Here is a 12,404-nt window from a genome sequence, read left to right as displayed (position 1 = left end):
GATCCGCTCGACTTGCATGTATTAGGCACGCCGCCAGCGTTCGTCCTGAGCCAGGATCAAACTCTCCAAATTGGTGTTTGAAATGCTCATTACTTAACTAGCTATTGTAAAACATTATCGGATCGACGTGATCCATTTGTTCAGTTTTCAAAGAACTTGTTTGTCACATTTTGTCGTGACAAGAAATCATATTATCATCTTCACTCGACGTTGTCAACTGCTTGTTTCACTTTTTCTGCGATTCAATCAGTTGTTTTGGTGTGCCTCAGAAGCGACAAGAAATAATATATCACTTACGCAAATATAAAACAAGTTGAAATATTTTACAAATAATAAACAACTCGAATATAACGACCTTGCAATAATTAAAATAATTCTCAATAAATTTACCACGTTTGAAGAAGCGGAACTATACGATCTATATGGATATTAACGATGGCGTGTAACGCCTTAACAAAAGTTATAAGCAGATCTCCTTCCGGGTATCGAAAGTGCGTACGGACCTTTGCTCATCGTTTTGTCTGCTGCTTTTATGATAAGCACTGCACTATACGCGGTTCGCAAGCAAGAGCGCATTCCATTGCTTCACTCGGACAACAAATTGCTGTTCAACCAAATGAACGACGTTGTCATCATTAATAGCAAAGAAGGAAACCTCATTTCATGCTATGATGCGGCGAGTGAATATGGATTCGAAAAATCCGCCTCCAACCCGAACTCTGCAACTGTTTACTATTAGGTAGATGGCTTGCAAGGCTGCTTCCGCTTGAGGAAGTCTGTAGCAATCGCAATCATTAGAAGGAGTGCAGTATAGCGAGCAGAAGCTTTGGCTGGTCCCTGGAGATAACAAAACGAGCATTATCGTTCGGATTATCGGCTAGCCGCTATATTCCACCTAACACATTCAACAAAGGTACATGCTCGTTGTTCATGATATTACGCAAAGCAAATAGGCGGTGAAAAGAGTTGAGATACGCCCGCAGCGATTTAAATCTTTATTCGAGCTTAGTTCCCGACATGATGTTCTTGTTCAAGCTGGATGGGAAGCTTCACCACCTGATTCATCAAAAAAAGCCGAAGGCCGCTCGCTGCCTCATAGCAAAAAAAAAAGGTCTGATACTGAGGTCAACGCCTCCGTATCAGACCCTTCTCATTACAGAAGCAGTCGCTACTGCTCGACCGTTTCACCTAATAAACGAAGCAGCTCCGCTTCCTCTTCAATGACTGTAATACCAAGCTCACGCGCCTTCGTCAGCTTGCTTCCCGCACTTTCGCCAGCAACGACAAAATCCGTTTTCTTCGACACGCTTCCGGAAATTTTGGCGCCGCAGGCTTCAAGAAGCTTTGCCGCCTCATCTCTGGACATTGTGGGCAACGTGCCCGTAAGCACAACAGTTTTCCCGCTGAACACACTGTCGTTTCTGGCTACTAGTTGCTGCTCCGCTTCTGCCTTAACGCCAAGCTCACGCATTCTCGCTATGCTGGCCATAATAATCGGATCTTGGAAGAAGCCGACTATGCTTTCTGCCACGATACCTCCAACGTCCGGCAGCGTAATAAGCTCCGATGCCTCAGCCTGCATGATGGCATCTAAATTCCCGTAATGCTCGGCAAGCATTTTGGTCGTCGCTTTGCCCGTATTCGGAATCCCAAGCGCAAATAGAAATGAAGCCAGCTCTCTATCCTTGGACTTTTCGAAAGCGGCAAGCAGCTTAAGAGCCTTTTTCTCCCCGAAGCGTTCTAGTTTAATAAGGTCATCATAGGTCAGGGCGTATAGATCGGCCGGATCCCTCACCTCGCAATCTTTGTACAGCTGATCTGCTGTCATAACGCTGAACGTATCGATATCCATCGCATCACGCGAAGCAAAGTGTGTGATGCGTCCAATAATTTGCGGTTGGCAGCCTAGTTTATTGTTGCAGAACAGATGAGCACCGCGCTGCTCCAATTCCGTCCCACAAGATGGGCATACCGTTGGAAATACGATCTCTTGCCCCGGCTCTTCATCCGCTTTCCCGAGAATTTCTGGGATAACGTCATTGGAGCGGCGAATTGTAACTAGCGTCCCCAAAGCGAACTTGAGGTTTTTGCGCTCAATATCGCCTATATTGTTAAGCGTACAGTTCTGAACCGTTACACCCGCAAGCTCGACCGCTTCCACACGTGCTACTGGCGTTATTTTACCCGTACGGCCAACCTCCCACGATACAGCCTCAAGCACCGTTGATGCTTCCTCCGCTTCAAACTTGAACGCTACTGCCCAGCGAGGAAATTTATCCGTGTATCCTAGCGCCTCTCGCGTCCGCATATCCACAACCTTGATAACAGCACCATCGATCAGGAAATCCAACTTCTCGCGCTGTTCCGTAACGCGGAGCAGTTCATCCTGCACTTCTTCAATCGTATCCAGATAGGTTACGTAAGGATTTACTTTGAAACGATTTTCATTGAGAAACTGCTGCATTTCGCGATGGTTCTCGAACGCAACACCGTCGGCAAAGCCCACGTTATAAAAGAACGCATTAAGCTTTCGCTCCGCCGTAACCTTTGGATTAAGATTGCGCAGCGCTCCAGCTGCTGCATTACGGGCATTCTTAAGCGGATCAGCAGCTGTCTCATTGTACTTAGCCAGAACAGAGAGCTGCATAATGCCTTCACCCTGCACCTCAACGATGCCATCGTTAAACGGAATCGTCAGCGGAATCGAGCGAATCGTGCGCACCTGCTGCAAAATGCCCTCCCCAACGGTACCGTTCCCGCGAGTCGCTGCTTGTACGAGTTGTCCGTCCTCATAAGTAAGGTTAAGCGTCAGGCCGTCAAACTTCAGCTCTACGACGTAGGCCGGCTTTGGCAGCGGCTCTTCGCCTGGGTTCTTGGCGTTATAATCAGCTACGGCCTTTAGCAGCCGCGTATTCCAGGTTAGAAGATCCTCGACGTTTTGCGCTTTGTCTAGACTCCATAAACGGGAGCGATGCTTGTAAGGCTCGAACCCTTTTAGTAGATCACCGCCTACCCGCTGCGTTGGAGATTCAGGCAGGATCATGCCTAGTTCCGATTCGAGCGCAGTCAACTCGTCATATAGCTTGTCGTAATCCGCATCGTTAATGGATGGCTGATCCAACGTGTAATACCGATAATTATGGTCAGTAATGACCGCGACAAGCTGCTGCATCCTCTCTAATTGAGCGTTCACGGAATGCTCCTCCTTCTAATCGTTCAGAATAACGGGCAGAACTTACACTTTCGTTATTGGCGCATATCCCGCAAGCAGACGTTTAATGCCGACAGGCGCCGGAAAAGCGATATTGAGCTCCATGTCTTTGCCCGTCCCTTTCACAGAGACAATGACGCCGATCCCCCATTTGCCATGGGAAACCCGTTCACCAGAAGCGAAGTCGCCAGAGGCAGCGGCTCCTGCTGACCCGCCGCTTTGCTGCGCCGTGCGTGCCGCATCCTGGAGCGGCGTGCTTACCCGCACGCCGCCTCGTCCGCCGACTGCCGGGCTTGCTCCGCGCATGCCAGGTGCTGCTGCTCCAGAGCCGCCGACCCCATTGCGACCCGGAGTCCCACGGCTCCCAGCAGTTGCGCTTCCCGTTCCGCCCGTAACGCTAACTCCGCTTCTCACTCCGCCAGCACGAGAATATCCACCGCTGCCGCTGGATGCGCCTTCTCTGACGCTCTCCGGTATTTCCTGCAAAAATCTCGAAGGCAGATTCGAGCTCGTTCGGCCAAACAGCGTACGCATGCGCGCACAGGTGAGATACAGCCTTTTCTCAGCACGCGTTATCCCTACATAAGCAAGCCTGCGTTCCTCCTCCAGCTCCTCATTATCGGCAAGCGCACGGCTGTGCGGAAACACGCTTTCCTCCATTCCGATAATGAACACCACAGGAAATTCTAGGCCTTTGGCGCTGTGCATCGTCATGAGCGTTACGGCATCCTTGTTTCTCTCTGCCTCTTCCTCATCTTTGTTCAAGGAATCAATATCCGCAATGAGAGCAAGATCGGTAAGAAACGCTACAAGTGTACGATCCTCGTTCCTTTTCTCGAAATCCATCGTCACTGATAAAAACTCATCGATATTTTCCAGCCGAGCTTTCGACTCCAGCGTATTTTCCTGATGAAGCTCAAGCCGATATTGAGAAAGCTCAAGCACCTTCTCCGTCAGCTCCGTAACGGACAAATATTCAACCATTCGCGTGAGATTGTCGATGATCTCATAAAACTCCCGCAGCAGCGTGCGCGTGCGGCCGTTAACCTCAACATCGCCTAAATGGTTCAGTACGCGATAGATGGATGTGCCTCTCCGCGCCGCTTCATCCGCCAGCTTGCCGACGGTCGTATCGCCAATTCCCCGCTTCGGTACATTGATGATCCGCACTAGGCTGATATCGTCATCCGGGTTCGAAACCAGCTTCAAATAACCGAGCAAATCCTTGATCTCTTTGCGATCATAGAACTTTATGCCGCCGACGATCTGATAAGGGATATCCGATTTAATCAGTATTTCCTCTATTACCCGTGATTGCGCATTGGTACGATACAATATCGCATGATCGGCAAATTTATGGCTTTTATTCACGTTTTTGCGGATTTCGCCCGTTACGAAATACCCCTCGTCGTGCTCCGTATCCGCTTGGTACAGCGCGATAAGGTCGCCTGCGCCTTGATCCGTCCACAGCTTCTTCGGCTTGCGGCCGGTATTCAGCTTGATGACCGCATTGGCTGCATCCAAGATATTCGCGGTTGAACGGTAATTTTGCTCCAGCATAATCGTACGCGCTTCGGGATAATCGCCTTCGAAATTCAAAATATTCGTAATATCCGCACCGCGCCAACGGTATATGGACTGGTCGCTATCGCCGACAACGCAGATATTATGATGCTTATCGGCTAGCATCCGCGTCAGCATATATTGCGCCCTATTCGTATCCTGATACTCATCCACATGAATGTAGCGGAACTTATTTTGGTAGAACTCCAGCACCTCGGGTACATCCTTGAACAATTGAATCGTCATCATAATAAGATCGTCAAAATCAAGGGAGTTGTTGCTCCTTAGCTTCTTCTGGTATTTCGTAAATACTTGGGCAACGATGCCGTCGAAATAATCGCCAACCTTCTGTTCAAATTGCTCCGGGGAAATCAGTTCATTTTTGGCTCCGCTGATCGCCGCTTGAACAGCCTTTGGCTCGACCTTCTTCGTGTCGATGTTCATATCCTTCATGCAGCCGCGGATAACCGAAAGCTGGTCCGAGGAATCCAGAATGGAGAAGCTTGACGTAAAACCGATACGATCAATATCTCTGCGAAGAATTCGCACGCACATGGAATGGAAGGTTGATACCCAAATATCCCGCCCCGAGGGGCCTACGAGCGCGCTTACCCGGTCCTGCATTTCACGTGATGCTTTATTCGTAAAGGTAATAGCGAGAATACTCCATGGCGCTACACGCTTCTTTTCGATTAAGTAAGCAATTCGATGCGTCAGTACGCGCGTCTTGCCGCTGCCCGCTCCAGCCATAATCAACAGTGGCCCGTCAGTCGCTTGAACGGCTTCGCGCTGCGGCGGATTCAGCTTCTGTACAGCTTGCTCGATGCTCATAAAATTAAACATGGTCCGACTCCTTTGTTCGCATATGTTCGCCTCTTCTCAGTGTAGACAACGACCATCCCTGTGTCAATTTACAAACGCAAAAAACACCGTCCAAAATCCGTCATTCGAGGAATGAAATGACCGTCTGATCAGAAACTCTTGCACCTTCGTGCGCTTAAACAGAAAAATAGCGCCATACCGCATAAGAAAACGATTCTTCCTATACCGTGCAGCACCATTCTTTTCAAACAGATGTTCATGAAATCGTTACGCTACCCTACAGACGGCTGCTGACAACCTCGTGTACAGCTGATACCGTCGACAACGCTGCAGCTAAGTCGCTGTACACAATATTACCTACGACAACGGTATGCGCAGCCTCCGCTGCTTGCCGCGCTTTGTCCACACCGTCTATGCCCCCGCCATAAAAAACCTGGGCATGAACGGCAGACGTACGCGCACGCTTCACGAGCTGCATGTCGCCAAACCTGCCGCTGTATTCCAAATAAATGACCGGCAGCCTCATTAATCGATCCGCCATGCGAACATGGGCAATCAGGTCCGTCTCCGTTAGCTCCGTTTGTGCTTCTGTCAGCTTGGCTGCAGTTGCCTCTGCGTTCAATATAATATAACCCTGTGCAGCGGTTTCCTCCCAAGGCACGAAGGTGCCGTATTCCTTCAGCCCTTCTGTTTGCCAGCCCGTAATCCACTCTGCCCTGCTCGTATTGAGAACAAGGGGGATAAAATAGCCGTCAAACCCCGGTACCGCGCCATCGAGCGTTGACACTTCAAGCGCACAGTCCACCTCGTATCTTCTGATCCTCGACATCAGATCGACGATATTCTCGAACGTTACTCCGCTGGAGCCGCCGACAATAATGGCATCCGTTCCTGAGGTACAAATGGCATCAAGCGCTTCATCGGATATTACTCGTTCAGGATCAAGCTTAAACACATGCCTCCAGCTCGCGAACCAACTACCATTCATGTAAGACCACGCCTCGCTTCTTTCCCAAAATCGCATGCCGCATAATTGCGTTATCCCTCTATGCTATGACAGGGTGATTAGTGTGTCAAATCAATGTGATTACTCTACTTATCCACCCCGAAAAAGAAAACCGCCCTCTCAGCAAGTGAGAAGTCGGTTTTGATTCGTTACTATCGCATGTCCATCATTATTTGACAAGCTGTCCGCGCGTAACGCCAAGCTGATTGATCGCCTTAAGGCTGCGCCACACCTGCGTTCCGCTAATACGGCCATCAAGCGCATCGCGGTATAGTCCAAGCACCTCAAGCACCTTTTCCGGCGTCTCCTCTAGGAACTCCACACGGAAATGGGATACGCCCATGCTGACGAAATTACGAATATATTCAGCGCCTGATTGCTCGATCGCATTATATACGGTATTACGGCAGCCCTCATCCACGCGTACAGGATGCGCCATCCCAATACGATCCTGCAAGGAAGCACGCTGCTCCTCACATGGACGACCGCAGTTTGTAAAGTCGGTGCCCTCGCTCATGAAGGTGCAATATACGCAATGCTCCGTATGGAACATCGGCAAATGCTGATGAATAACCATCTCCAGCATCGAAGTGTCCGAGCTTTCCAATAAATCGACCATTTGCTGAATATTCAGGTCATACGACGGCGTAATAAGATCCAGACCCACCTCAGTAAACAGGTTGACCGCTTTGTGATTCGCAACGTTCAGTGAGAAATCACCAATGAGCTTAGGGAATGGCTTATCCGGATTAGCAGCGCGGGCACGAAGATAATAGTACAGCGCTCCTGTGTTCCGTACGAGGACGGCATCCGGCTGCAGCTTCAGAATGTTCGCGTGATAGCCATTCTCTCCTGGCATATGAATGCGCGGCGTTGCTAGCGCAATGGGCTTGCCCGCCTCACGTGCAGCAGCAATTGCGGCAGGGAATTGCTTAATGAATTCAAAATCGGCGTATACGATAGAAACATCGGTTTTGACTGCTGCTTGCACCTGCTCGAGCGTGCGGCATAACGCAATCAAATTCGCATCCTTGCCGCTTTGCGGCGCCAAAACATCCTTCTTCGGCACATCAGCGCGCGCGTCCACTGCATGCTTCACGTAAACAGGAGGCTTCGGACGCTCGCCGGACAGCAGCTCTACCGCTTCGCGGCGCAGCCGATTGAGCTCGCGGATAGGAACAATCAAATCTCCCTGAAGCTCGACTTCCAGCTTCTCAAGCTGATAGACGGTACCGCCTAGTCTGCCCAATTGATCCTCCAGCAAAGCTGCATCCATCGGACGCTTCTGCGCTTGCTCAAGCTCAAGCTCGGTAACGACCTCGATGGTCGTTCCCTTCTGAACATCCGTCCACCATGTGCGCATCGGCTGCCCCAATGCTCCTGTTACCCGAATATGAAGCGGAAATACACGGTAAGGCTTTTCCGTTTCGAAGGATGCTCTCAGGCGCTTATCAAGCGCCGGATCATTTGTCTTCCATACACGGTCGCCTACATGTACTTTACGAAGATCCACGTCATTTCGCCCGGCAACCAGTTCGATCATCGTGCCTTCCTGTGCTTCGCCTTCAATTTTTACGCCTTGGCGCCGAATATCGTAAACGCGGCCGCCCTCTTCCTTCTTTGTTGGATCGCCGGCATCAAATACAATGCCGTCGCCGCGCTTAAGCGGAGCGTCTATCCGCAGCGTAACCGCATCGCGCATCACACGCTCTACACGGCCGAGGTAAACGCCGCGGCTTTTGGGAAATGTGCCCTCTACGAGCATTTTATTGTTCGTTCCCGACAAGAAGCCATGCGTGAAGCCGCGCGAGAAGCTTTGCTGAAGCTCGCGCACATCCTCCACCGACGGCTTCGATAGGTCACCGTCGAAATATTTGTCGATCGCGCGCCGATACTTGCTCACGACATTCGCGACATATTCGGGACTTTTGAGACGTCCCTCTATTTTGAACGACTTCACGCCCGCTTGGATGAGCTCCGGTACAATATCGATTGCCGCCAAGTCCTTCGGCGACAGCAAATATGCGATGTCTCCCATAGGTTGAATCTCTCCATCGACCATAAGGTCATACGGCAGCCGGCAAGCCTGCGCGCACTCTCCGCGGTTGGCCGAGCGTCCGCCCCACATTTCGGATGTGAGACACTGCCCTGAATACGATACACATAATGCGCCATGTACGAAAACTTCCATTGGCAGCTTCGCCTGCTCACCTATCGTACGAATTTGCTTCAGGTTATTTTCGCGCCCCAGCACGACTCGTTCTAGCCCAAAAGGTTTTGTGAACTCGACAGCCTCCGGCGAAGTAATCGTCATCTGCGTCGAGCCATGAATCGGAAAATCCGGCGAAAGCTCCCGTATCAGCTTAACCAGACCTAAATCCTGCACGATGACTGCATCCACGCCGGCGTCGATACACATTTCAATCAGCTTCTGTGCATCTCTCAGCTCGTCTTCAAATACAAGTATATTAAACGTTAGAAAGCCTTTCACACCATAGGTATGAAGAAAAGCCATAATTTCCGGCAGCTCCTCGCTGCGGAAGTTATTCGCGCGTGCCCGCGCATTAAACTTCTCTACACCGAAAAATATCGCATCCGCGCCATTCGCCACAGCTGCTCTCATGCAATCCCAATCGCCGGCCGGAGCCAGCAGCTCTATATCCGATCTTACTATTGTTTCAGTCATATTAACGATCCATTCCTCTCATCCTTAAAACATGCTTCTACTATCTTAACAAACCGAGGTCATCTATACCACTACACAATACTGGTACCGCACCCTATTGCAGCTCTCGAAACGACAAGAACACAGATGAATGACTTGAAAACAAAAAAAGAACCTTCTCTTCAACCCTGGCCCTTTATTATACTAGTTTTTGCTTTGTTGTTATGCGATTGTGTTAAATGTGGATTGGGTTATGTGTTCTGAATACAGAAGTGGTATACTATATGGGACTACTAAATCAATCCATTCAATGGATTCGGGAGGTAAAGGAACAAATGAAATTAGGAGTATTTAGTGTTCTTTTTGCACAAAAACCATTCGAGGAAGCACTCGACTATATCGCATCCAAAGGTCTTGACGCCATCGAAATCGGTACAGGCGGTTACCCTGGCGACGCGCACTGTGATCTCGACGCATTGCTTGCTGACGAAGGAAAACTGAAAGCGTTTAAACAAGCAGTAGAGTCACGAGGACTGATGATCAGCGCACTTAGCTGTCACGCCAACCCACTGCATCCGCAAAAAGCAATCTCAACGGAGCATGATGAGGTTATCCGCAAAACAATTGAGCTTGCCAATCGCCTTGAAGTGGCTGTTGTCAACACATTCTCTGGCTGCCCAGGCGACCATGAGGATGCGAAATATCCGAACTGGCCGGTTGCTCCATGGCCAAACGATTTCCAAGATATTTTGAAATGGCAGTGGGAAGCAAAAGTTATTCCATATTGGTCTGAAATCGCTAAGCTTGCAACAGCTGGCGGCGTAAAAATCGGCCTTGAGCTGCACGGCGGATTCTCCGTACATAGCCCAGCTACCCTGCTTCGCCTTCGTGAAGCTGCGGGCAATGCAATTGGCGCTAACCTTGATCCTAGCCATATGTGGTGGCAAGGCATCGATCCCGTACAAGCCGTTCATATTCTCGGACGCGCTGGAGCGATCCATCACTTCCACGCTAAGGATACAACGATTGACCCGATCAACGTTAACCATCATGGTGTTACTGACATGCAATCCTACGCACTCATGCTCGATCGCGCATGGCAATTCCGCACGGTTGGCTACGGCCATGATCTGAAAGTGTGGTCGGATATTCTTAGCGCGCTTCGTCTTGTCGGTTATGACTATGTGGTCAGCATCGAACACGAGGATGGCTTAATGTCGGTTGACGAGGGCTTCACCAAAGCTGTTCAAAATCTCCAACAAATTCTAATCCGCGAGCCGCTCGGCGAGATGTGGTGGGTTTGATCCATATAGAAGCATAGAAAAAGGTCTGCCAGACTTGTCCGGCAGACCTTTTTCTATGCGAAATGCTACGCCATCCAAACTTTCGTGATCATAATAAAGTCGATCAACAGGAACAAGCCTAGTGATACGGCCGTGAAGCCGATCGCGAAAATGTTTTTCTTCGGACGAGCCGTCAACAGCCGAACGAATCCGATTGCGATCAATACCGTAAAGGCAAGCATAAACCAATCGAAAGTACCGATTTTACTTGCGGCTTTCGCTGCTTCTTCTGCTAAAAACATGAAGGGACCTCCTTTTTCTCGCACGTAACCTATTTTACTATATGTTAGCTTTTTGTGGCTTCCGACGCAAGCCTGAATCGGGAATCGTAACAAGTTTGTCACGTTTTTTTTGCTGCTATTTTAAATTGTCCTATTAATTGATAATCTATAACGGGAACACATCAAAAGCCAAGCGGGCTCTAATGTAAAAAAACACACTATTACTGACCTATGAGAAAAGTTGCTTTTGTCTATTCTGAACCTTGATATTATCCAGATTTTCTTTATATATAAAGACCCTAACTTATTCTTCTCCTTTCTTTTTTTGCAAATAAACAACTTATTCTAAATAATAGAAGAAGCGAGGATTTAACATGCAACCTACTGAAAAGGAATGGACAAGACTTTATGAAGCCGCAATCGCTTTTAAGGCCGCTAAACCATGGAACATCTTGGAGAATGGTGATATATTCGCCGTCAAGGATCCCAACTCCGGCTTAACCGGTTATTGCTGCATCATGGGTGCGGGTGGCGAGCTTTATGGAATGGCCCTATATTTGGGCAAAAACGGTTTGGATACGTTGCTTGCTATGTTCAATGATGAAATAAACGAGGACCCTATTTTTGTTCAACACTGCCTCATGCTTTCTTTTGATGACCGCGAGGATCTTCATCCTACGGAAAAAGAAATGATTAAAAAACTCGGTTTGAAGTTTCGCGGTCGCGGAGCATGGCCGAGCTTCCGACTGCATCAACCTGGATATTACCCTTGGCCGCTTGAACATGCCCATGACGTGTCTTATCTAGCAGCAGCGTTAGAACAAGCCATAGAGGTTGCATCTGCGGTCAGTGAAGATCCGCAATTACTCCTTTCGAACAATGACCTACTGCTCCACCGCGTTGCAACACCTCAACCGAACGGCGCATTAGCATGGCATAATGAGTGGCTGCTGCCCGCTGACGAGGATGAAATGGAATCAGACCAATCATCGTACGTACAGAACGAGCTGCTCCTAGCCCAGTTGAAGAAAACAGCTAAATCATCCCAAAGCGTATGGGAAATCGATCTTTTTTTCATTCCTACACCCGTGATGGAGCAAGGTAGACCTTATTTCCCGATGGCACTCGCTGTGATGGATCAGGACTCACAGCAGATTATTACCATGCACATGTTTCAGCAATCAGAGGCTTCACTTGTCGTTCCGCAAAAGTTTATTGAGCTGCTACAAATGATCAAACAGCTGCCCGATAAGCTTGTTGCCCCGAAGCCTGAAGTCTTTCCATATTTATCACCGATATTAGATTATTTCTCTTTAAAATGCTTTACTCATAGAGGTCCTATGATGCTTGATGAATTTAAACATTCCTTATTTGCACAATTCGGGGGCCATTGAGCATTTCTAAATATCTAAAGCCCAAATAAATAAGAAAGCAGGCTGAATCTGAAGTGACCCCTTAAAGTTAGACAAATATTTTTATTCAACCTGTTGGGCATGAGCTCGGTACTGTACCGGGCTCATGCCTTTTAATTTTGACTTGATACGTTTGTGATTGTAGTAATCAATGTATCGTT

General features: G+C 48.9%; 8 protein-coding genes and 1 rRNA gene. 2 read left to right on the top strand and 7 right to left on the bottom strand.

Annotated elements, in window-relative coordinates; translation table 11 throughout:
- The 5 genes from FHS16_RS31320 to FHS16_RS31300 all read right to left on the bottom strand — a co-directional run.
- A 16S ribosomal RNA gene (locus FHS16_RS31320) occupies positions 1-72 on the bottom strand; the annotation flags it as partial.
- A gap of 1,096 nt (positions 73-1,168) precedes the next feature.
- Positions 1,169-3,172, bottom strand: a complete 2,004-nt coding sequence (gene ligA / locus FHS16_RS31315; protein ID WP_183571628.1) for an NAD-dependent DNA ligase LigA — start codon at positions 3,170-3,172, stop codon at positions 1,169-1,171.
- Between the two features lie 63 nt (positions 3,173-3,235).
- Positions 3,236-5,617 (bottom strand): DNA helicase PcrA, encoded by a 2,382-nt coding sequence (gene pcrA / locus FHS16_RS31310; protein ID WP_183571626.1) that lies wholly within the window; start codon positions 5,615-5,617, stop codon positions 3,236-3,238.
- Positions 5,618-5,873: 256 nt separating this feature from the next.
- Positions 5,874-6,584: a heptaprenylglyceryl phosphate synthase gene (gene pcrB / locus FHS16_RS31305; protein ID WP_183571624.1), complete on the bottom strand. Its 711-nt coding sequence runs from the start codon at positions 6,582-6,584 to the stop codon at positions 5,874-5,876.
- Positions 6,585-6,771: 187 nt separating this feature from the next.
- Complete coding sequence (locus FHS16_RS31300) at positions 6,772-9,288, bottom strand: U32 family peptidase (protein ID WP_183571622.1); 2,517 nt, start codon at positions 9,286-9,288, stop codon at positions 6,772-6,774.
- A gap of 314 nt (positions 9,289-9,602) precedes the next feature.
- Between FHS16_RS31300 and FHS16_RS31295 the strand changes: the two genes are divergently transcribed.
- Positions 9,603-10,571: a sugar phosphate isomerase/epimerase family protein gene (locus FHS16_RS31295; RefSeq protein ID WP_183571620.1), complete on the top strand. Its 969-nt coding sequence runs from the start codon at positions 9,603-9,605 to the stop codon at positions 10,569-10,571.
- Between the two features lie 65 nt (positions 10,572-10,636).
- On the opposite strand, the gene FHS16_RS31290 is transcribed toward FHS16_RS31295, so the two are convergent.
- On the bottom strand, positions 10,637-10,852 hold the full coding sequence (locus FHS16_RS31290) for a hypothetical protein (RefSeq protein ID WP_183571618.1): 216 nt from the start codon (positions 10,850-10,852) through the stop codon (positions 10,637-10,639).
- 353 nt (positions 10,853-11,205) lie between these two features.
- On the opposite strand from FHS16_RS31290, the gene FHS16_RS31285 reads away from it, so the two are divergent.
- Positions 11,206-12,225, top strand: a complete 1,020-nt coding sequence (locus FHS16_RS31285; protein WP_183571616.1) for a DUF7309 domain-containing protein — start codon at positions 11,206-11,208, stop codon at positions 12,223-12,225.
- Positions 12,226-12,306: 81 nt separating this feature from the next.
- Here FHS16_RS31285 and FHS16_RS31280 read toward each other — a convergent pair.
- The coding region (locus tag FHS16_RS31280) for an IS3 family transposase (RefSeq protein ID WP_183571614.1) at positions 12,307-12,404 on the bottom strand (98 nt) is incomplete at its 5' end.

The sequence above is a fragment of the Paenibacillus endophyticus genome (genome assembly GCF_014192395.1).
Classification (GTDB): Bacteria; Bacillota; Bacilli; order Paenibacillales; family Paenibacillaceae; genus Pristimantibacillus; species Pristimantibacillus endophyticus.
This window is presented reverse-complemented; position numbering and strand designations above follow the sequence as displayed.

Excerpts from the sequence above, each read along its gene's own strand:
- FHS16_RS31290 (WP_183571618.1), bottom strand. The coding sequence starts at position 10,852 with ATGTTTTTAGCAGAAGAAGCAGCGAAAGCCGCAAGTAAAATCGGTACT.
- pcrB (WP_183571624.1), bottom strand. The coding sequence starts at position 6,584 with ATGAATGGTAGTTGGTTCGCGAGCTGGAGGCATGTGTTTAAGCTTGAT.
- FHS16_RS31295 (WP_183571620.1), top strand. The coding sequence starts at position 9,603 with ATGAAATTAGGAGTATTTAGTGTTCTTTTTGCACAAAAACCATTCGAG.
- ligA (WP_183571628.1), bottom strand. The coding sequence starts at position 3,172 with ATGCAGCAGCTTGTCGCGGTCATTACTGACCATAATTATCGGTATTAC.
- pcrA (WP_183571626.1), bottom strand. The coding sequence starts at position 5,617 with ATGTTTAATTTTATGAGCATCGAGCAAGCTGTACAGAAGCTGAATCCG.
- FHS16_RS31300 (WP_183571622.1), bottom strand. The coding sequence starts at position 9,288 with ATGACTGAAACAATAGTAAGATCGGATATAGAGCTGCTGGCTCCGGCC.
- FHS16_RS31285 (WP_183571616.1), top strand. The coding sequence starts at position 11,206 with ATGCAACCTACTGAAAAGGAATGGACAAGACTTTATGAAGCCGCAATC.